Annotated in this window: 15 protein-coding genes; 9 read left to right on the top strand and 6 right to left on the bottom strand. The window is 67.0% G+C overall.

Features of this window, described 5'->3' with window-relative positions; translation table 11 throughout:
* Nucleotides 1-7: 7 nt before the first annotated feature.
* Nucleotides 8-955, bottom strand: a complete 948-nt coding sequence (locus VFB33_03160) for an endonuclease/exonuclease/phosphatase family protein (GenBank protein ID HZO80669.1) — start codon at nucleotides 953-955, stop codon at nucleotides 8-10.
* Between the two features lie 30 nt (nucleotides 956-985).
* Nucleotides 986-3,070 (bottom strand): thioredoxin domain-containing protein, encoded by a 2,085-nt coding sequence (locus tag VFB33_03155; GenBank protein HZO80668.1) that lies wholly within the window; start codon nucleotides 3,068-3,070, stop codon nucleotides 986-988.
* A 190-nt stretch (nucleotides 3,071-3,260) separates the two neighbouring features.
* Here VFB33_03155 and VFB33_03150 point away from each other — a divergent pair, with 190 nt between their 5' ends.
* Nucleotides 3,261-5,105 (top strand): glycosyltransferase family 39 protein, encoded by a 1,845-nt coding sequence (locus VFB33_03150; protein HZO80667.1) that lies wholly within the window; start codon nucleotides 3,261-3,263, stop codon nucleotides 5,103-5,105.
* Between the two features lie 140 nt (nucleotides 5,106-5,245).
* Here VFB33_03150 and dnaN read toward each other — a convergent pair whose 3' ends face one another.
* Nucleotides 5,246-6,385, bottom strand: coding sequence for a DNA polymerase III subunit beta (gene dnaN, locus VFB33_03145; protein HZO80666.1), 1,140 nt, complete (start codon nucleotides 6,383-6,385; stop codon nucleotides 5,246-5,248).
* Between the two features lie 248 nt (nucleotides 6,386-6,633).
* Entirely contained in the window at nucleotides 6,634-7,998 is a 1,365-nt protein-coding gene (gene dnaA, locus VFB33_03140) for a chromosomal replication initiator protein DnaA (protein ID HZO80665.1), read from the bottom strand.
* 554 nt (nucleotides 7,999-8,552) lie between these two features.
* Between dnaA and hemL the strand changes: the two genes are divergently transcribed.
* The 6 genes from hemL to VFB33_03110 all read left to right on the top strand — a co-directional run bounded on the left by hemL (nucleotide 8,553) and on the right by VFB33_03110 (nucleotide 12,451).
* Complete coding sequence (gene hemL, locus VFB33_03135; protein ID HZO80664.1) at nucleotides 8,553-9,854, top strand: glutamate-1-semialdehyde 2,1-aminomutase; 1,302 nt, start codon at nucleotides 8,553-8,555, stop codon at nucleotides 9,852-9,854.
* Nucleotides 9,851-10,108 (top strand): AtpZ/AtpI family protein, encoded by a 258-nt coding sequence (locus tag VFB33_03130; protein ID HZO80663.1) that lies wholly within the window; start codon nucleotides 9,851-9,853, stop codon nucleotides 10,106-10,108. The genes hemL and VFB33_03130 overlap by 4 nt, the downstream gene beginning before the upstream one ends.
* A gap of 8 nt (nucleotides 10,109-10,116) precedes the next feature.
* Entirely contained in the window at nucleotides 10,117-10,509 is a 393-nt protein-coding gene (locus VFB33_03125) for a hypothetical protein (GenBank protein HZO80662.1), read from the top strand.
* A 2-nt stretch (nucleotides 10,510-10,511) separates the two neighbouring features.
* Complete coding sequence (gene atpB, locus VFB33_03120) at nucleotides 10,512-11,204, top strand: F0F1 ATP synthase subunit A (protein HZO80661.1); 693 nt, start codon at nucleotides 10,512-10,514, stop codon at nucleotides 11,202-11,204.
* Nucleotides 11,205-11,358: 154 nt separating this feature from the next.
* Nucleotides 11,359-11,694, top strand: a complete 336-nt coding sequence (atpE, locus tag VFB33_03115; GenBank protein HZO80660.1) for an ATP synthase F0 subunit C — start codon at nucleotides 11,359-11,361, stop codon at nucleotides 11,692-11,694.
* A gap of 118 nt (nucleotides 11,695-11,812) precedes the next feature.
* The gene (locus tag VFB33_03110) at nucleotides 11,813-12,451 is read left to right on the top strand and encodes a hypothetical protein (protein HZO80659.1); all 639 of its coding nucleotides are present in this window, start codon (nucleotides 11,813-11,815) and stop codon (nucleotides 12,449-12,451) included.
* Nucleotides 12,452-12,560: 109 nt separating this feature from the next.
* On the opposite strand, the gene VFB33_03105 is transcribed toward VFB33_03110, so the two are convergent.
* Nucleotides 12,561-13,358 (bottom strand): Smr/MutS family protein, encoded by a 798-nt coding sequence (locus tag VFB33_03105; protein HZO80658.1) that lies wholly within the window; start codon nucleotides 13,356-13,358, stop codon nucleotides 12,561-12,563.
* 164 nt (nucleotides 13,359-13,522) lie between these two features.
* Here VFB33_03105 and VFB33_03100 point away from each other — a divergent pair, with 164 nt between their 5' ends.
* Nucleotides 13,523-16,063, top strand: a complete 2,541-nt coding sequence (locus VFB33_03100; GenBank protein HZO80657.1) for an AsmA family protein — start codon at nucleotides 13,523-13,525, stop codon at nucleotides 16,061-16,063.
* 142 nt (nucleotides 16,064-16,205) lie between these two features.
* Here the strand turns inward: VFB33_03100 and VFB33_03095 are convergent, their stop codons facing one another.
* Nucleotides 16,206-18,551 carry an endonuclease MutS2 gene (locus VFB33_03095; protein ID HZO80656.1) on the bottom strand — a complete coding sequence of 782 codons (2,346 nt, stop codon included), beginning with the start codon at nucleotides 18,549-18,551 and terminating at the stop codon, nucleotides 16,206-16,208.
* 129 nt (nucleotides 18,552-18,680) lie between these two features.
* Between VFB33_03095 and VFB33_03090 the strand changes: the two genes are divergently transcribed.
* Nucleotides 18,681-20,297 (top strand): carboxyl transferase domain-containing protein, encoded by a 1,617-nt coding sequence (locus VFB33_03090; protein HZO80655.1) that lies wholly within the window; start codon nucleotides 18,681-18,683, stop codon nucleotides 20,295-20,297.
* Nucleotides 20,298-20,422 lie beyond the last annotated feature (125 nt).

The following is a 20,422-nucleotide window of genomic DNA, read 5'->3' as shown; positions in this document are numbered from 1 at the left end:
CGGGCACCTACATCCGGAATTCTGAAACCACGAAGTCGTGATCCGAAATCCGCGGGCCCCAGCGCGCGGCCTGCGCGGGCACGACCGCGGCCGAGCCCGCCACCGGCGTCAGCCCGCGCGCCGCGATCCAGTCCAGCTTTGGACGCCATTGCGGCGGCACCAGCCGGCTCGGCGCGAAGGTCGGCGCGCGCGCGACGTTGGCCCCATCGAGCACAAAGCCGTGTCCGCGCAGGCGCTCGAACAGCGGCTCGTACGGCTGCGGCGCGCGGAAACGCCGCGGCCTGACGAGCATCGTGGCCCCGGCTCGCACCAGCGCCGCGCGCACGCCCATGTCGAGCGTCGTCGTGTTAAGGTCGCCGCCGATCACAACCGGGTTGTCGGCGGCGAGCGCGCCGAGAAAGCGCTCCATCTGGAGCGCGCGCCCCGCCGGAGCGCATCGCCGCTCCAGATGCACCACCGCGATCGTCAGCCGGCGGCCGGCGACGCCGATAGTCGCCGCCAATCCGGTGGGCGTCCCGGGCATCCTGTAGTAACCCAGGAAACGCGGCCGGACATCGGGCAAACGAACTATGCGGAGATCGTCGAGCGGCTGGGCGCACAGGATCGCATTGCCGACCGCGCGGATTTCGCCGCCATCCTCCGCACGTCCGAACGCGGGGATGAAGGCGAAGCTCATCCCGAGCCGGGCAGCGAGTTCGGAGGCGAATTTCACGCGCCGATGACGCGGCACGCGCCAGCTCGCCTCGCACACGAGTATAGTGCCGGCGTCGGCCATCGACGGACGGCTCAGGCAGGCCGCGATCGCGCTTACGTTGGCGCCACCGCCGGCGTTGAAGACGACCACCTTGAGCGGCGAGCGTGCCGCCACGGAGGCGCGGTTCAGCGCGACAAGATCGAAGGGCGGCCCCGGGCGCGCGCTCGCATCGGCCCGCCGCAGCGCTTCCTGACCCGCCATCCCCGCCCCGTCTTCGCGCCGAGACCCCGCTCAGCCCGCGAGCTCGGCCTGGAGCGCGTCGAACGACGTGATCGGCGCGGTACAGGTGCGCTCGCGGCAGACGTAGGCGGTAAGCTTGCCGCCGACCTGGGCCTTGCCGCGCACCTGCTCGGGCAGACGGGTGTCGGAAGTATCGCGCGGGTCGGCGACGAACAGCGCCCGATTTGGCAGGTAGAACAGCCCGAGCCGCTCCATCCACTCGATCAACTCCGGCGCGCCGCGCTCGCCGACCATCACGATCTCCACCGGGCCGCGCTGGTAGAGGTCCACGGCTTCGAGCATGTGGGAGAACGCGAACGGCTGTTGCGCGATGAAGCCGTGGAGCAGGCTGAGCGTGCGTTGCGCCTCGGCAAAGTAGCGCACCTCGCCGGTGTAGCCGTACAGCCGCAGCAGCGCCATCACCGCGGCGCTGTTGCCCGACGGCGTGGAACCGTCAAAGACCGCCTTGGAGCGCGTGATGAGCCGCTCGTGATCGGCGGAGGTGAAGAAGAAGCCGCCCTTGTCGCGGTCGAGGAAGCGCTCCAGGATGGCCTCGGCCATCGTCTGCGCCGCCGTGAGGTGGCGGCGGTCGAGCGAGGCCTCGTAAAGGTCGATGGCGCCGGCGGCGATCAGCGCATAATCCTCGAGATAGGCGTTGAAGCGGGCGGCGCCGTCCTTGAACGAGCGCTTAAGCGCCCGCCCGTCCCACATCCGGCCCATCACGAAGTCCAGCGCCCGTGAGGCCGCCGCCAGGTAGCGCCCCTCGCCAAGCGCGCGATAGCCCTCGGCGAGCGCTCCGATCATCATCCCGTTCCACGCGGCCAGGATTTTGTCGTCGCGCGCGGGCTTGACCCGCCGCTCGCGCGCCTCGAACAGGCGGCGGCGAATCTCCTCGATCGCGCGCTCCATTTCCTCGGCGCTCGTCCCGAACAGGCGGGCGGCGTCGTCGCGCTCGATGGTGCGATGGAGGATATTGCGGCCCTCGAAGTTACCCTCCTCGCTGATATCGAAATAGCGCTCGGCTATCCGGCCGAGCTCCTGGCCCAGCGCCGCATGCGCCTCGCCGCGGGTCCAGAGGAAGAATTTGCCCTCTTCACCCTCGCTGTCGGCGTCCTGGGCGGAGTAGAAGCCGCCCTCGGGGCTTGTCATCTCGCGCAGCACGTAGTCGAGGGTCTCGCGCGCGACGGTGAGGAACTCTGGCTCGCCGAGCGCGCGGCCGGCGTCGAGGTACAGCCGGGCAAGCAGAGCGTTGTCGTAGAGCATCTTTTCAAAATGCGGCACCAGCCAGCGGTCATCGACGCTGTAGCGATGGAAGCCGCCGCCGAGCTGGTCGTAGATGCCGCCCTTGGCCATCTTCGTTAGCGTCTCGCGCACCATGTGGGCGTATTCGGGATCGCCCTCGGCCTGGTACCTGCGCAGGAAGAGCGAGAAGACGAAGATGTTGGGAAATTTCGGCGCCCGCCCGATGCCGCCGTTGACTCGGTCGTAGTGCTCGGCGAGCGCGCGCGCCGCCTTCTCCACCGCGTCGGGCCCCAACTCGCCGCCATCGGGACTGAACTCGGCGAGGCCTTCGAGGCCCTTGGCCAGGCGCTTGACGTTGTGCTGGACGTCGGCGGGCTTGTCGCGGAAGGCGGCGGCGAGCGCCAGTAGCACGCGCGGAAAGCCGGGCATCCCCTGGCGATCCTGCGGCGGAAAGTAGGTGCCGCCGAAGAACGGCTTGCCTTCGGGGGTAAGAAACACCGTCAGCGGCCATCCGCCGCGCCCTGTCAGGAGCTGGACCGCGTCCATGTAGATCTGGTCGAGGTCGGGCCGCTCCTCGCGGTCCACCTTAATCGCGACGAAGTTCTCGTTAATCAAGCGTGCGACCTGCTCGTTCTCGAACGACTCGCGCTCCATCACGTGGCACCAGTGACAAGCCGAGTAGCCGATCGAGAGCAGGATCGGCTTGTTCTCGGCGCGGGCGCGCGCGAGCGCCTCGGCTCCCCACGGGTACCAGTCCACCGGGTTGTACGCATGCTGGCGCAGGTAGGGGCTCTGCTCGTGGATCAGGCGGTTGGGCTTGCGCTCCAAGGGCTCGTGACCGCGTTCGTCGCTCATCAGGAAGCTCTACTTTTCGGGACTCGCGCCGGCGCGCGTTAGTGGACCTCTAAACGCTAGCACGTGCCCGCCGGTGCTTACTACGCTGGTCTCGCGGCGCTCGCAGGCAACGGGCAACAGAGGAATTCTCGGCGGCAGCTTCATGCGGGTACTTGAACCTACGGATGCAGGCTGCGAAGGTGGTGCGCGAATGGAAAGCGCTGCCGATCCGAATCGCGCCTGCACAGGCGCCGGCGCGACGGCCTGCGCCGCCGCGCGCCCCTTGGCGGGCGCCCTCGACGGTTCAACCGTCGAAATCTTCGGCCGCGCGGTGCCGTGGCGCGCCGCGGTCGCCGCAGTGTTGGGACTGGCGGCGGTAATGTTCTTCGCGCGGCTGGGCGCGCGCGCGCTGTGGTCGTCGGAATTCCGATGGGCCGAGATCGCAAGAGAGATGCATCTCACCGGCCGCTACTTCTGGCCGACGATCAACGGCAAGGTGTATTACGACAAGCCACTGGGCTCCTACTGGCTGGTGCTCGGCGCCGCATGGCTGACCGGCGGTGTGGACGAAACCGCTGCGCGCCTGCCGTGCGCGATCGCGGGCCTGCTCGCCGTCTGGCTGCTCATCCTGATTGCACGCCGGCTCTATGATCAGCGAAGCGCGCTGCTCGCCGGTGTGGTGCTCGCGACCAGCTTCAGTTTCGTCTTTTTCGCCCGCCATGCCTCGGCCGACGTGGAAACGGCAACCGGCGAGCTGGCGGCGCTCGCGTTGTTCCTGCGCAACGAGGAGCGGCAGGATGGATGGTGGGTGGTCGGGCTGTGGCTGGTGATGGCGGCAACCTCGCTGACCAAGGGGCTACTCGGCTTCGTGCTGCCGCTGATGGTGATCGGGCTGTACTCGGCGTTGGCCAACGGATGGGCGGAGCTCTGGCGGCGGGTGGCGCGCGGCGCGATCCCGGACCGCATCGGCTGGCTCATCGAACGCAACCGATGGCTCTTCAACTGGAAGTCGATCCCGGCGATCGCGCTGGGCGGCGCCATCTATTACGTGCCGTTCGCGATCTCGGCGGCGAGCACCGGCTCCGAGAAGGGGCTCGAGATGGTGTACCGCGAAAACGTGGTGCGCTTTTTCCATCCCTTCGACCACCGCGGACCGATCTATCTCTACGTTTACGTGATCTTCGCCCTGATGATGCCGTGGTCAGCGTTCCTGCCGGCCGCGCTCGCCGAAGCCCATCGCAGGGGCGGTCCATCCGAAGTCAGCCCGCGCAGCAACCGCTTCGCGCTGGTCTATTTCTGGGCGACCTTTATCTTCTTCACGCTCTCCGGCTCGCGGCGCAGCTACTACCTGCTGCCGATCCTGCCCGCCGCCGCGTTGCTGGTGGGGCAAACCCTGACAACTTCGCTGGACGCGCTTTCGCCGCTCGGCCGCAGGCTACTTCGGGTGGGTTACGCCGTGATCGCGGTCGGAGTAATTGGCGCATTTGTGGTGCTGCTGCCGCCGGCGTGGATCCTGCCCGGGCGCTTGGCCGCGCTGCCGCCGGCGCCGGACCGGGTACTCTATGCCGCTTGCTGGATCATCGCACTCGGCGCGGTGCTCTATGCGATTCGCCGCTTCGATTCGCGCCGCGCCGCCGCGTCAACCGCAACGGTCGCCGTCGTGTTCCTGGGCTATCTGTATATTTTCGCGATGCCCGCTGCCGACCAGTGGCGCGGCGAGCGAAGCTTCGCCGAGGCCATCCGCCGCCAGATGGGTACTGCGACGTCGGGCGTCGTCCTCTACCGCAGTGAGGGACCGATATTCTACCTCGGCCTCCCCCATCCGCTTCCCTACTACGACGACGCCGCCCGCCTCCGGCGCGACGCGCTGGAGGGCAACGTGCGCTGGGTGATCGTGCGCCGGCGCGACCTCGCCACCTTCGAGAGCGCGCTGCGCCTTGCAGCATCGGTCGCCGCCCGCGAGAAGGCGTTCCCGTTCGAGCCTCACAAGCACACGCTCAACAAAGAGGTGCTCGTGGTGCTGCAAGCCCCTGAGAAGCCCGGGTCCGTTAAGTAGGGAGCCGGCCCGAAGCGATCGGTGGCCAAGGATGCTCGCCACCACTGAGAAAGGCAGGGGCGTCTGACCGACCGAAAGGAATGGGGACGTCAGCCAGACCAGGAGAAATAAAGGACGGGACTGCGGGCGGGTGACGCGCCCTACAGCCGCATCGGCATCACGACGTAAGTGAATTGCGTATCGGCGGGTGTGCCAATCACGCCCGGGCTAACGTCGTCGGAGAGCCCCAGATGGGCCTCGCTCTCCGGCGGTATCACGCCGAGCGCCTCGGTCATGTAGGTGGCGTTGAAGCCGATCGAAAATTCTTCGCCCTTGAAGTCGACGTCGATCGTTTCGCTCGCCTCGCCCATCTCGGGGCTCGTTGAGGAAACCGTCAGCGACCCGGGCGCCATCGTCAGCTTCACCCCGCGGTAGCGCTCGTTGGAAAAAATCGCGGCGCGCTTGATCGAATTGAGCAGGGCGTCGCGGCCGACCGTGATCGTGTACTTCGACTGCTTGGGAATCACCCCGCGGTAGTCCGGAAACTCGCCCTCGACCAGACGCATCGAGACTTCGGTCGCGCCGCGCTTGAGCCAGGCGAGCTGCCCGTCCACCATCAGCCGCACCTGCTCGTCGCCTTCTTGGTCGAGCAGCTTGCGCAGCTCGGCAAGCCCCTTGCGCGGAATTATCGCGCTGCCCTGCATCGTGAACTCCGCCGCCTCGCGCTCGATCATGGAGAGCCGATGGCCGTCGGTGGCAACCATCCGCACCGCCCCCTTAGACGGCGACTCGATCAACACTCCGCCGAGGTTGTAGCGCGCCTCGTCCGGGCTGACCGCGAAGATGGTCTTGTCGATCATGCCCGCGAGCACGCGGGTGGCGATGGTCAGATCGCCCTTGACCGCCTTGCGCGCAGCGTCGCCCTGGGGTTTGGCGCTCTGGCTCGGCATCGCGGGAAAGCTGCGCGGGTCGAGCCCCATCATCTTGAATCTCGCCCGCCCGCACCGGAGCTCGACCCAGTCGTTGTCGAGCGACTTGAGCGAGACTTCGCCGCCCTCGGCCTCGCGCACGATCTCGAACAGCTTGCGCGCGTTGAGCGTAACGCTGCCCTTCTTGTCGATACGGCAGGGAACCTCGGTGCGGATGCCGACTTCGAGGTCGGTCGCCGCCAGCTTGAGGTTGGCGCCGTTGGGCTCAAGCAGGACGTGCCCGAGGATCGGCACCGTGTTGCGCCGCTCAACGATCCCCTGAACCATCGCCAAGCTGTCCTGCAATGCCGCGCGCTCGATTACAAGTTCCATTAACCCTCTCGTCTGCGCTCTTCTGATCCTTACAAATTAATCTTGATCAGAAGAGATCAGTAGATCCCAGTAGGCCCTGTCGATTTGTTGATTCGGGCCGCAAGCCCCCGTTATTCCGGCACAATCCCGGCGCATGAAGCCGTGGGGCAGGGCGCGCCCTGTCGCCGCTTCCGCCGCGCCGCTGACGCCGGCTGTCGATACTGTGCCCATTGTAAAGGAATTTTCCACAGAATTGTTAAGAGCCCCGCTCAGGCTGCCTTCTGATCGACCTTCAGCTCGCGCTCGATCTTTTCGATCGACATCCTGAACGCAGAGTCGTTGGCCACCCGGCGCGCGATCAGGTTGTAGGCGTGGATCACTGTCGAATGGTCGCGTCCGAAATGCTCGCCGATCACCGGAAACGAGTTGTCGGTCAGTTTGCGGCACAGGTACATCGCGACCTGGCGGCAGAACGCGATGTGCTGAGTGCGCTTTTTCGATTTGAGGTCGGCGAGCCGGATGTGGAAGAAGTCGGAAACCGTCTTCTGGATCGATTCGATTCCCGGCCGTTGATCGTGGACACGGATGAGGTCGTGGAGCGCCTGGCGCGCAAACTCGACCGTCACCGGCGCCCGGTCCATCGAAGCCAGCGCAGAGAGCCGGGTCAGACATCCCTCCAGCTCGCGCACGTTGGAGGAGACGTTCTGCGCGATGTAGAGCGCGACCTCGGCCGGCAGCGCCAGGCGCTCGAGCGCCGCCTTCTTCTGGACGATGGCGACTCGGGTTTCGAGATCCGGCGGCGCGATGTCCGCGATCAGGCCCGACTCGAAGCGATTGCGCAGCCGCTCCTCGAGTCCCGGAATCTCGCGCGGCACCTTGTCCGAGGTCAGCACGATCTGATGGCGGTCGGCGTGAAGCGAGTTGAACGTGTGAAAGAACTCCTCTTGGGTCCGCTCGCGGCCGGCGAGGAACTGGACGTCGTCGAGGATGAGGGCGTCGACGCGGCGGAACTTCTCCTTGAACTCACCCATCCGGTCGCGCCGCAGGGACGAGATAAGCTCGTTCATGAAGACCTCAGCCGGCATGAACAGCACCTTGCGCTTGCCGCTCGCCCACAGGTGATGACCGATCGCGGTCACCAGGTGCGTCTTACCCAGCCCGACCCCACCATAGATGAACAGCGGGTTGTATTTTTCACCGGGCTGATTGGCAACCGCTTGCGCTGCGGCGTGGGCGAACTGGTTGGCCGAGCCGACCACAAATTCGGCGAAGGTATAGCGCGGGTTGAGCTGCGGGTGCTGCTCGCGTTGGGCTCCGGCATGGTCGGCGGCCGCGCCGTTGGACAGCGGCGCGATGCGCCGAGGCGGTGCCTCGCGCAAGGTGCTGCCGTTGCCGTTCAGTCCCAGCGTGAGTTTGACGTCAACCACCTGCCCGGCTTCGGCCGAGAGCGACTGACGCAGCAGTTCGAGGTAGCGGTCGCTGACCCAGTCGCGGAAAAAGCGGTTAGGCGCCTCGATCGTGGCCGTGCGCCCCTGCAAGCCGAGAAAGTTAAGCGGTCCAATCCAGGTTTCGAATCCGACCTGGCCCAAAGTATCTCGCATCCGATCGGCAGCTCTCTGCCACAATGCTTCCATGAGTCCCCTCCCCGAAAAGGGGGACCGCCAGCCCGTCCACGGCCCCCACGGTATCGAGCAAGCCCCGTTAATTACTCACAAGGTTATCCACATCTGTGGATAAGCAAAGTTTCCCCGTCTCCAGAGCGGAAAAGTGCTTCGTGAACGCAGGTCTATCAACTCGTCCCCCCGGCGTTGCGGACTTTCGGCTTCTGATTCGTGAACGTAACGGAGAAAGATCGCGTGACGGTCGGCCACGATGATCCTGTCGGTCGCTCTACGATCGGCCGCGCGGGCTCGCGCGCCGCTCGTAAACACGTGCCGATGAAGCCAACGTGATAAACTCTTTTCGTGAATGGCTCAAGCGCAAATGATCGGGTTTCTACAAGCGCGCGATTTTTTTCGGAAATCCACCGCGCGGATCGCCCGCGCGCCGACAGCCGCGTGCCGCACTTTTTTGTCGATCGCGCGCGTTGGCTCTGGAAGCCGGAGCCAGAATGCGATGCTTGGTTAAAATTGACGGCTACGTGGGTTTGACTGTCCCGCCAACCGATGTTAGCGAGCACGATGAAGCGATGATCACGAACAAAAACTCCTCCGCGCTGCTCCGCCGCGCCGCCGCCGCGATCCCCGGCGCGGTCAACTCGCCGGTGCGCGCATGGAAGGCGGTCGGCGGGGCGCCGCTCTTCATCGCGCGCGCCGAGGGTCCCACCGTTATCGACGCCGACGGCAACCGCTTCGTCGATTACGTCGGCTCCTACGGCCCGGCGATCCTCGGCCACGCCCATCCCGCGATCGTCGCCGCAGTCGGCGCTCAGGCCCACGACGGCTTCGGCTACGGCGCGCCGACCGAACTCGAAGTCGAGCTGGCCGAACGGATCGCGGCGGCGATTAGGACCGCCCAGCGCGTGCGCCTGGTAAGCTCGGGTACCGAAGCCGGGATGACCGCGATTCGGATCGCGCGCGCGGCCACCAACCGCCAGCGCATCATCAAGTTCGACGGCTGCTACCACGGCCATAGTGACGCCTTGCTGGTGCGCGCGGGCTCGGGCGTGATGACCTTGGGGGTGCCCGATAGCGCGGGGGTGCCCGAGGCGCTGGCGGCGCTGACCCGAGTCGCGCCCTTTAACTCGCTCGACGCGGTAGAACGTTATTTTCATGCCGAGCCGAGAGACATCGCGGCCATTATCGTCGAACCCGTCGCCGCCAACATGGGGGTCATACCCCCAGCACCCGGGTTCCTGCGCGATCTGGGCGAGCTTGCCCATCGCTACGGCGCGCTGCTCATCTGCGACGAGGTCATAACTGGATTTCGACTGCGCTACGGCGCCGCCTGTGAGCAATTGGGCGCGCAGCCCGACCTGGTCATGCTCGGCAAGATCATCGGGGGCGGGATGCCGATCGGAGCGGTTGGAGGGCGCGCCGATTTGATGGATCTGCTGGCGCCGGCGGGTCCCGTCTATCAGGCGGGGACGCTGTCGGGCAATCCGCTATCGGTGCGGGCTGGCCTGGAAACTCTCAAAATCCTTGCCCGGCCAGGCACTTACGAGCGACTGGAAGCGCTCTCCGCCCGGCTTGGCACAGGCCTGAGCGACGCCTTGGGGGCCTCCGGACTGAGGGGCTGCGTCAACCGGGTAGGCTCGCTGCTCACCATGTTCATCGGCCCCGAGGCGGTGAGCGACGCCGAGCAGGCGCGCAGCGCTGACACAGCGCGCTTCGCCCGCTTCTTTCACGCGATGCTCGAGCGCGGGATCTACCTGCCGCCCTCGCAATTCGAGGCGCTGTTCGTCTCGCTCGCCCATAGCGAGGCCGACATAGACCGCACCGTTGCCGCCGCCCGCGAGTCGCTTGCCGCGATCACGAAGAGCCCTAGGTGAGCGACTTTCGGCACTCCGCTCCCGATGGCGAGCAGCCGCAGGCCCGGCGCCAGCCGAGCCTGTGGCGGTATGCTGCGATTGGAGCCGAGTTCTTCTCCCCTATCATCGGAGGTTCGGTGGTCGGCTATTATATCGACCAGCATTTCCACACCGGGGCCATATGGACACTGGTCGGATTGCTTGGCGGTGTGTTTCTCGCCTTCTATCGGCTGATTCTCGAAATGCGCGAGTTCCGCAGGAATTTGACCAAGTGAATTGGGCCGTGCCGGCGATCGCGGGCATTCAGAGCATCGCGGCGGTCCTGACCGGCGCGCTGACGCTGCTTTTGCTCGGCGTTGGCTCGCCGGCGTTGGCCGTGGGATGTGCCGTCGGTGGCGTCGTGATGATCGCCAACCTGTACCTGCTCACCCTTGTTGGGCGATGGATCCTGGCGGTGGCGGCGCAAAGCGGCGGGGCGAGTCGGATCGGAATTGTTGCCGCGCCCTTGAAATTACTGTTTATTGTTAGCGTCGTAGCCCTGCTTTTCAGCCTCACCAATCTCAGCGCGCCGGGCTTTGTGCTCGGTGCCTTGACTCAGCCGGGCGCGATCTTTATTGAGACGTGGCGTGTTTCGGCGCGGGCCGCTTGGCGGTCCGCGCCGGCGCGAAAGGGGTAACGTTGGACCCGGTCAATTTCATCGACCTCATCGCGGACAGCACCCGCCTGCCGCCGGTGCTCGTCGGCACTTGGCTGGTCATGGGGGTTTTGATCATTTTCGGCCTGCTCGCCCGGCGGGCCCTGATGGCGGCGACCGATCCCACGATCCCGGACGAGGGAGTGACCCTGCGTTCGGTGGGTGAGGTGATGACCGAGTGGCTAGACGGCTTCGTGGCGGGGGTACTCGAGACGCACGGCGCGCGGCGCTACGTTCCCTTCTTCGGGACACTGTTCATGTTCATTCTGGCTGCCAATTTTCTGGGACTGATCCCCGGGATGGAGCCGCCCACCAACGACACCGACCTTACCTTCGCCCTCGCCATCATTTGCTTCTTCTATTACTTGTACCAAGGCTTCGAGCATCAGGGGCTCTATTATCTGCGGAGCTTTCTCGGCCCGCTTTGGTGGCTGTCGTGGTTTTTCGTTGTGATCGAGGTTGCCGACAACCTGTTCCGGCCCTTCTCGCTCGGCATTCGTCTGTTCGCCAACATGTTCGCCGACCACAAGGTGCTCGGGCTTTTCACCGGACTGACCAAGCTGCTGGTGCCCCTCGCTTTCTATGCGTTGGGCTCGATCGTGTGCATCGTGCAGGCGCTGGTCTTCGTGATTCTGGCCGTCGCCTACGTCCGGATGGCGAGCCACGCCCACTACTGAGACGGCGGCTGGCTGGCAGGCCGCGGAGTTCACGGCATAAAGCAACTATTCGCGACCAGGCATGGTCCGGTTCGTGGTGTGGAAGAGGATAGAGGCGAGGAAAAAAGAGCCCTGGATCCGGCCGGTGGCCGCGAGCAACCAAGGAGGCAGAAGGATGTTACGACGGTTAGGCAAATGGTTCGGGTTAGCCGCGGCGATGGTCCTCGGCACGCCGCTGCTGGCGATGGCGCAGGCGGCGGGCACGGGTGGCGGCGGCGACGGGCTGCGCGCGGGCCTTATCGGGCTCGGCGCCGGCATCGGAATCGGGATTGCGGCGTTGGGCTGCGGCATGGGTCAGGGCAAACTGGCGGCCTCGGCGATGGAATCGATCGGACGTAATCCCAACAGCACCAACCAGCTCTTTGTCCCGATGATCATCGGGCTCGCCTTCGTCGAGTCGCTGACCCTTTATTCACTGGTCATCTCGTTCATCCTGCAAGGCAAAATCTAATCTGCGGCGACCGACCGACCTTGAAGAGCGGGGCCCCGTCCGGGGCCCCGTTTTTCTTTTCGTGCGCTTGCGGTTCGCCCCGCGCGGGTCTAAGCACAGCGGCAGGAGGACTCCATCCATGGTATCCACGCAAAGCGGCACTGGACTGCTGGTGGTGTGGACGGACGTTGCGCCCGAGTACGAAGCCGAGTTCAATCGATGGTACGACAACGAGCACATTCCGCAGCTGGTCGGCATCCCCGGATTCTTAAGCGGGCGACGGTACCAGGCGGTGGACGGCAAGCCGAAGTACATCGCTATCTACGACCTGAGCGACGAGAGCGTGCTCAAAAGTGACGCCTTCCGCGAGGGGCGCGATAACCCGACTCCATGGAGCCGCAAGATTATCCCCCAGTTCCGCAACACCCAGATCGGCGCCTTCCGCCAGATCTTCGCGCATGGCGCGCGGCCCGGCCGCGACGCGGAATTCGTCCTCACCGTGCGGCTCAATACCCCCGCGGACCACGAGGCCGAGTTCAACGCCTGGTACAACGAGGATCACGTGCCGGCGCTGGCCGCCGTGCCCGGCGTGTACTGCGCGCGGCGCTATGTCGCGGTCGAGGGCGATCCCAAGTACCTGGCGATTTATGAGATGCGCGAGGGCGGAATCCCGAAGACATCCGAATGGAACCGCGCGCGCGACTTCGGCCGTACCGCCCAAATCCGTCCGCATCTGAAGGACCTGCAGACCGTCGTCGCCCGCAGGATCCTGCCCTAACGAGGACTGCCGCGGCCCACCCCCACGGCAGGATCAATCCGGTCTGCTCAGTAGCGCCGGCGTCCACGCCCGTCCGACGCAAGCCGCGGGAACCGAGGCTTGCCCCGGCTCAGTCCCGCCGACGGGCGCCGTGCAGGATGTCGAACGGGGCGCGGCGCCGCTCGCGTCGCAGCAGCACGTACATCGCGCCCGCCCCGCCGTCGGCCGGCCGCGCGGTAGAAAACGCCAGCACGTAGCCGCCGATAAGGCCGTGCGAGAGCCACTGCGCGGCCGCATGCTTGAGCACCGGCGTGCCGCCCGGCGAGCGCAGCCCGCGCCCATGCACCACCAGCACCGTGCGCATCCCCTTGCGCACGGCGTCGAGGATAAAGCGCTCCAGCGCCTCCTTGGCGTCGCTCTGGATCATCCCGTGGAGGTCGATATGGGCTTGGACTGCGAACTCGGCCCGGCGCAGACGGGTCAGCAGGCGCGGGTCGATCCCGACGCGTGCGCCCTCGACGTACTCGTCCGTTTCGGTCAGTTCGAAGTGGCCCTGGCCGGCAATCAGGTCGGATAGCCGCGCCAGCACTTCGGCGTCCTCGCTCACGATCTCCCGATTGATCTCGGGGTTTGGCGCGATTCGCGTCGCGCGCGAGCCGCCAAGCGGCCGCACGCCCTCGACCGCCTGGCGAAACATCGCCTCGTCGTCGGCGGGCGACGGCTCGGGTGCAGCGGAGGCGGACTTCGAACCGCGTGGCGCTGCCGGCGCAGTCTTCGACGACCGGGCGGATGCGGGCAACGGCGCCGACGGTATCGGGCGCACGCCCAGCATCTTCTTGAGATCCTTGAAGGGCGAGTCGAAGACCGGCTTTTCGGCCTTTTGCTCGACGCGCCGGGGCGGCGCGATGGTCTTTCGCCTCCTGGCCATTTGGCGCTAAGCCTATCTTGTGGGCCGGCGAACGCTAAGCCGACGCGGTTGAAACCAGATCGCCGGCCGGTCGTCAGTTCTCGCCAGTTCGGGGCCAACTTTCGTTGGCCGAGCCCCCATTGTTCGCGGAGAATACAGATCTCTCCGCGAGAAAGGACGCCACCATGCGCAAGCCTATCCTGACCGCCGTCGTCATCGTTGGGCTCATCGTGGTTGTGGTTGTCGGCGTGATGATTTACGCGGTCGTCAACCTCAACAGTATCGTCGCCGCCAACCGCGAACGCATCCTGAGCAAGGCGAGCGACTCGCTAGGCCGCAAGGTCGACGTCCAGAATATCAGCGCGTCGCTCGGTTGGGGCGTCAGCGTTGACCTGAGCGGCGTCACGATCGCCGACGACCCGGCGTTTTCCGACAAACCCTTCGTCACCGCTTCGGACGTCTATGCCAAGGTCGCGGTCCTCCCCCTGCTTCATCGCCAGGTCGAGGTCGAGCGGCTGTCGCTCAAGCAGCCGGTCGTCCGGATCATCCGCAATCAAAGCGGCGAGATGAACGTCAGCACGATCGGGCACAAGCATGCCGCGGGTGAAGCCGCCGCGCCCCCGCCCCAGGCGCCTGCCAGAGGCAAGCAGCCGCCAGCCGCCGGACAGCCCTTGGGTACGGCTCCCCTGACCGCGACGGGAGAGAAGCAGAAGTCGGCGACCGCGCTGGCCGGCGTCTCAATCTCGAGCTTCGCGATCCAGAACGGCACGATCTCCTACACCGAGCCGGGCGCTCAGCCGCTCCAGATAAGCTCGCTCAACCTCGACGTCGAGAACCTCAGCGCGAGCTCGCCCGTGACGCTCAACCTGAGTATGGCGGCGCTGGGCACGCGCAAGAACCTGACGCTGGAGGGCACGGTCGGCCCTGTGATGAAAAACGGCATCATCGACACCACCGCAATCCCGCTTGCGCTCAACGCCGGCGTCGGACCGCTCACGCTGGCCGATTTGCGCGCGATGCCGCAGCTTGCCAAGGCGATTCCGGCAGAGGTCAAGATAACCAACCCGGTTTCAGCCACAGCGCGGCTCACTGGCACCACCCGGGTGCTGGGTTTCAACGTCAATGCGGACCTGACGCCGAACGAGGTCGTGTATGCCGGCATGCTGGACAAGGCGGCGGGTGTGCCGATGAGGCTCAGCGCCGCAGGCACGCGCAGCGCTGGGATTCAGAGCAAGCTCGATATCCAGAAGGCGATGCTGACGCTGGGCGACCTCAACGTCCAGGCGGGCCAGATCCAGTTCGGCGGAGACACGATGAGCGCGCGGCTCAACAGCAATCGTTTCGACCTCGCTTCGCTGGGCAAGATGGTGACGCCGCTCAGCAAGTACAACGCGTCGGGCAAGGCCGAGCTGCACGCGATGGTCAAGGTCGCCGACAAGAAACCCGAGCTCGACGGTGTCGTGACCCTGGCGTCGGTGACGCTGGTCCCTCCGGGCAAGCCGGCGCTGCTGCGCGGCCTGACCGGCGACATCAAGATGGCCGGGAAGAGCGCGGTGGTCGGCCCGCTGACCTTCGACCTCGGCTCGGGTCATGGCCGGCTGGAGGCCTACGCCCAGTCCTTCGAGCCGATAAGCGCGAATTACTCGTTCAGCACCGACGTTCTCAAGCCCGCCGAGCTGACTCAGAGCTCCAAGCCCGAGACGGCCGGCGACCATCTGGATCAGCTCGCAGTCAAGGGCACCGTGCGCGGCAGTCTCGCGGCGCCCGAGGTTACCGCCAAGCTGACCTCGCCCGGCGGTACCCTGCAAAACGTCGCCTATCGTAACCTGGCCCTCGACGCCGACTACGGCGGCCAGCGCCTGACGCTCAACTCGCTCAAGCTTGCCGCCTTCAACGGCACGATCGACGGCAGCGGCAACGCCGCGCTGGCCGGCGACCGCGCTTTCAACGTCGCGCTCAACTGTAATCAGATTGGGCTCAGGCCGCTGCTGCTGTCGCAGAACTCCAAGGCAGCCGACACCGTGCGCGGCCAGTTGACCGGGCAGCTGCGGGTCGCTGGGCGCGGCAGCACCTTCGAACAGATAAAGCCGACGCTTAGCGGCAACGGTCGGGTTTCGGTCGCCAACGGCAAGCTCGTGGGTGTGAACGTGGTGGCCGACGCAATGCGCAAGGTCAACGGGATACCGGGAATCGGCGCGCTGGTCTCGCCGGCGATGATCGCCCGCCATCCCGAGCTCTTCAAGTCGCCCGACACCGATCTCAACCAGCTCGGGATGGGCTTCACGATCCAGGGACCGCGGATCACCTCGCACGATATCGTCGCCTCGACCGCCGACTACACGGTCAAAGGCGACGGATGGTTCGACCTCGACAAGAAGATCGACATGGACGTCGACCTTCTGCTGTCGCCGCAGCTCAGCCGCGAGATGATTTCCGAGCGCAAGAACATCGCCTACCTGACCGATCGTCAGGAGCGGGTCAAAATCCCGGTCCATATCAGCGGTCAGCTGCCCAAGCCGACGGTTACGCCCAATGTCCAGGACATCGCGCAGCGGGCGGCAACCCACGCGGCGCAGGAGCAGGGGCAGAAGGCGATCCAGAAGTTCCTCGGCAAGAAGACGGGCGGCCTGATCCCTGGCCTCGGCGGTCCCGCGCCGGGGCCGTCGCCCGGCGCCGCGCCGCAGCCTGCCAACCCGCTCGCGCCGCTCCAGAAGCTATTCCGCTAGAGGAGGCGGACGAAGAACGCGCTCTGGACCCTTCCTTGTGGCGGCGCGGCGACGGAGGCGGGGCGCTCCTGCCCGTCGGTCGCGCACGAGAGGACCGGACCCCGCGCGCGGCAGCCACGCGCAGGGCGAGCCGGCGCGCGTCCTACAAATTAAGCTGCACAATGGTGGCGCCGGCACCGCCCTGATGCGGCTCGGCCTGACGGAATCCCGCGCAGTAGGGCGAGCCAGCCAGGTATTCGTGGACCGCCTTCTTGAGCGCGCCCGAGCCGATCCCGTGCACGATCCGGACCTCGCTGCGGTTGGTCAGATAGGCCTGGTCGAGAAATTCCTCGAGTTTGCGCAGCGCCTCGGAGGTGCGCATCCCGATAAGGTTGAGCTCCCCGCCGTCTGTAAATTCCCCCGCGCCCGCGCTGACCATCACCTTGGGCGCGCCGTGCTCGGCACGCCCCGACACCCGCCGCAGGCGCTCCGGCGCGACCTCGATCCGGAGGCCGCCGCGGCCGATGACTGCACGCCCTTCGCCGAGCGCGATAAGCTCGCCGCGGATGTCTCCGAACTCGACCTGGTCGCCAACGCTGAGCGGCGCGCGCGCCTCGGGACGCTCCTCGGCCTCCGCCCGCGCGGGCGCAAGCTGCTCGACACGCGCGGCCGCCCGCGCCGCCAGCGCGCCCATCTCGCGCCGCGCCTTGCGCCCGGCCCGAATTTCCTCGGCCAGCGCCGCGCCCTCGCGGCGTAGTTCGACCACCAGCTCGCGCCCCTCGGCCGCGACACGCGCGCGTTCGGCCTCGGTGCGGCGCAGCGCGCGCTCGAGCTTCTCCTCGGCCTCGGCCGCGCGGGCGGCGGCGGCACGCTCCCGCTCGCGGATGCGTTCGAGCTCGTCGCGGAGCCTGGCGCGCTCTTCTTCGAGGAGTTTGAGCGCGCGCTCCAGCTCGGCCGTTCCGGCCGGCATCGCCGCGCGCGCGGCGGCGACGATCTCGGCGGGCAGGCCGAGCCGCTCGGCCACGGCCAGCCCGTAGCTCTGGCCGATCGTATGCGGCTTGAGCCGGTAGAGCGGCTGGAGATGCTCGGGGTCAAAATCGACGGCGGCGGCCTCGTAGCCGGCACGCGAGTAGGCATGCAGCTTGATCGCCGCGGTGTGGGTCGCGATCGCGACCAGGCATCGACGCCGCCCCAGCCACGTCATCAGGCCGATCGCCAGCGCCGCGCCCTCGACCGGGTCGGTGCCCTCACCCGGCTCGTCGAGGATGACCAGCGCCGGCTCGCGCATCGCCTCGGCCATCTCGCGCAGGTTGACGATATGGGCGGCGAAGCTCGAGAGGTTGGCCTCGATCGATTGCTCGTCGCCGATATCGGCGAAGATGCTGCGAAAGACGGTGAGCCGACTGCCCTCGCGTGCCGGGATCAGCAGCCCCGCCTGCGCCATCAGGGCGAGCAGCCCAATAGTCTTGAGCGCGACGGTCTTGCCGCCGGTGTTGGGGCCGGAGATCACGATGCCCTGCATGCCGGGCGCGATGCGCACGTCGATCGGCACGGCCTCGCGCCCGCCGGCGATGAGCAGCGGATGGCGCGCCTCGATCAGTTCGAAGCCGCCCTGGTCGGCCTCGACGATCACCGGCTCGACGCATCGGAAGCGCTCGGCGAAGCGCGCGCGGGCATTGAGCGCGTCGAGCGCGACCATCGCGTCGAACGTCAGCCTCAGCTCCGTGCCATAGCCGCGGATCATGGCGGTCAGATGGGCGAGGATGCGCAGCTCCTCGGCCTCGACGTCGCGCTCGAGCATCATCAGGCGGTTGTTGAGCTCGACCGCCCACATCGGCTCGACGAACAGCGTCTCGCCCGACACCGAACGGTCCTGCACGATTCCCTCCAGGCGCTCGGCGTAGTTGAGCTTGAGTGGGAGGACGAAGCGATGGTTGCGCACGGTGACGAGGTAGTCGGAGACGAACGGCTCCATCCCAGGCCCGCTCAGCGAGCGCATCAGGCGCGCCTCCAGCTCGACCCGTTCAGCGCGCAGGCGCTCGCGCAGACGGGCGAGCTGAGGACTGGCCTCGTCGAGCAGGCCGCCGTCGTCGGCGAGCGCGCCGAGCAGCGCGTCGGCCAGCTCCTTGGGCGCGATCAGGTTCTGCGCGAGCGCGGCCAGATGGGGCAGGCGTTCGACTCGCGATCGCATGAAGGCGCCGACGTGGCGCGCGGCGAGCACGAAGTCGCGCACCTTGACTAGCGAGGCGCCGTCGAGCACGGCGCCCTCGCGCGCAGCGGCGAGCAGGAGCGTGCGCTGGTCAGCGAACTCGCCCATCGGCAGCGCTCCGGCATGCCCGCGCAGCGCGACCATCTCGGCCGCCGCACGCAGGCGCGTCGCGACCTCGGCCGGCTCGTCGGCCGGGCGCAGCGCCTGGACCGCGGCGCGCCCGGGCTCGGAGGCCGCCATCGCGGCGACCAGCCCGATCACCTTATTGAACTCCAGCGCCCGCAGGTCTCGTTCGCGCATCGTCGTGCCGCCGGTTCCCTTGCGGCGGCTTCGCCGTCCGCCGTCCGGTCAAGCTAATATCTAGCCCACGGCGCGGCCACAGGCACTATCCGAGCGCCGCGCGCTCGCGCTTGCTTCGAGAGGAAGGCGATGGAACGAATCGAAAGCCGGATCAATACGTCGAGCCCCGAGTACCGCCACAACGCGGAGACGATGGAGGCGGCGGTCAAGCGGCTGCGCGAGGCGGTCGAGCGCGCGCGCCAGGGCGGGCCCGAACACGCGCGGCGCCGCCATCTCGAGCGCGGCAAGCTGCTGGTGCGCGAGCGGATCAAGAAGCTGTGCGATCCGCAGAGCGCTTTTCTGGAGCTCTCGCCGCTGGCCGCGTGGGGAATGTACGACGACGAGGCGCCGGCGGCAGGCATCGTCACCGGCGTGGGACGGGTCCACGGGCGCGAAGTGGTGGTGGTTGCCAACGACGCCACGGTCAAGGGCGGCACCTACTACCCGATCACGGTCAAGAAGCATCTGCGCGCGCAGGAGATCGCGATGGAGAACAGGCTTCCGTGCGTGTACCTGGTCGATTCCGGCGGCGCCTTCCTGCCGCTCCAGTCCGAGGTCTTTCCCGACCGCGAGCACTTCGGGCGCATCTTCTACAACATGGCGCGGATGTCGGCGGCGGGGATCGCGCAGATGGCGGTGGTGATGGGCTCGTGCACGGCAGGCGGCGCCTACGTGCCCGCGATGTGCGACGAAAACATCATCGTGCGCGAGCAGGGCACGATCTTCCTCGGCGGGCCGCCGCTGGTCCGTGCGGCGACCGGCGAGCAGGTCAGCGCCGAGGAGCTCGGTGGGGGCGACGTCCACACCCGGCTCTCCGGCGTCAGCGACCATCTGGCCGAGGACGACGAGCACGCGCTTGCGATCGCGCGCGCGATCTTCGAGAACCTCGGGCCGCGCGTCGCTCCCGAGTACACGCTCCAGCAGGAGGAACCCGAGGATCCCTACTACGACCCGCGCGAAATCTACGGAATAGTCTCGGCCGACACGCGCAAGCCGTACGAGGTGCGCGAGGTGATCGCGCGGCTCGTCGACGGTAGCCGGATGCACGAGTTCAAGCCGCGCTACGGCACTTCGCTGGTGACCGGCTTTGCACGGATCTACGGCTACCCGGTCGGGATCATCGCCAACAACGGCGTGCTGTTCAGCGAATCGGCGCTCAAGGCCACGCACTTCATCATGCTCTGCTGCGCGCGGCGCATCCCGCTGCTCTTTCTCCAGAACATCACCGGCTTCATCGTCGGCAAGCGCTACGAACAGGGCGGGATCGCAAAGGACGGGGCCAAGATGGTCAACGCGGTGGCCAACGCGCAGGTGCCCAAGTTCACCGTGGTGATCGGCGCCTCCAACGGCGCGGGCAACTACGGAATGTGCGGGCGGGCGTACTCGCCGCGGCTGCTCTTCATGTGGCCGAACGCGCGGATCTCGGTGATGGGCGGCGAGCAGGCGGCCAACACGCTGCTCACGGTCAAGCTCGACCAGCTCAGGGCGCAGGGCAAGAGCATGACGGCGGAGGAGCAGGCCGAGTTCATGCGCCCGACGCTGGAGAAGTACGAGTACGAATCGAGCTGCTACTACTCGAGCGCCCGGCTATGGGACGACGGCGTGGTCGACCCGCTCGAGACGCGCGCGGTACTGGCGCTGGGGATCGCGGCCTCGCTCAACGCCGGCATCCCGCCCGCCACCGGTTTCGGCGTGTTCCGGATGTAGCGTGCGCGGCGGGCGCGACGGCCTTCGGAGGACACGCCTTCAGGGCCCCGCAAGAATCGCCTCGCGGACGACGGTAGGCGCTTCGCTTGTCCGAAGCTCTCCGACAGACTTCGCTTCGCTCGCGC

Source organism: Candidatus Binataceae bacterium, from assembly GCA_035650475.1.
GTDB lineage: Bacteria > Desulfobacterota > Binatia > Binatales > Binataceae > JAKAVN01.
The sequence above is the reverse complement of the archived record's forward strand: the minus strand, read 5'-3'. Positions and strand labels throughout refer to the sequence as shown.

Bases quoted from the DNA above. Each gene is read 5' to 3' on its own strand.
- VFB33_03160 (HZO80669.1), bottom strand. From the start codon at position 955: ATGGCGGGTCAGGAAGCGCTGCGGCGGGCCGATGCGAGCGCGCGCCCG.
- VFB33_03155 (HZO80668.1), bottom strand. From the start codon at position 3,070: ATGAGCGACGAACGCGGTCACGAGCCCTTGGAGCGCAAGCCCAACCGC.
- VFB33_03150 (HZO80667.1), top strand. From the start codon at position 3,261: ATGGAAAGCGCTGCCGATCCGAATCGCGCCTGCACAGGCGCCGGCGCG.
- dnaN (HZO80666.1), bottom strand. From the start codon at position 6,385: ATGGAACTTGTAATCGAGCGCGCGGCATTGCAGGACAGCTTGGCGATG.
- dnaA (HZO80665.1), bottom strand. From the start codon at position 7,998: ATGGAAGCATTGTGGCAGAGAGCTGCCGATCGGATGCGAGATACTTTG.
- hemL (HZO80664.1), top strand. From the start codon at position 8,553: ATGATCACGAACAAAAACTCCTCCGCGCTGCTCCGCCGCGCCGCCGCC.
- atpE (HZO80660.1), top strand. From the start codon at position 11,359: ATGTTACGACGGTTAGGCAAATGGTTCGGGTTAGCCGCGGCGATGGTC.
- VFB33_03110 (HZO80659.1), top strand. From the start codon at position 11,813: ATGGTATCCACGCAAAGCGGCACTGGACTGCTGGTGGTGTGGACGGAC.
- VFB33_03105 (HZO80658.1), bottom strand. From the start codon at position 13,358: ATGGCCAGGAGGCGAAAGACCATCGCGCCGCCCCGGCGCGTCGAGCAA.
- VFB33_03100 (HZO80657.1), top strand. From the start codon at position 13,523: ATGCGCAAGCCTATCCTGACCGCCGTCGTCATCGTTGGGCTCATCGTG.
- VFB33_03095 (HZO80656.1), bottom strand. From the start codon at position 18,551: ATGCGCGAACGAGACCTGCGGGCGCTGGAGTTCAATAAGGTGATCGGG.
- VFB33_03090 (HZO80655.1), top strand. From the start codon at position 18,681: ATGGAACGAATCGAAAGCCGGATCAATACGTCGAGCCCCGAGTACCGC.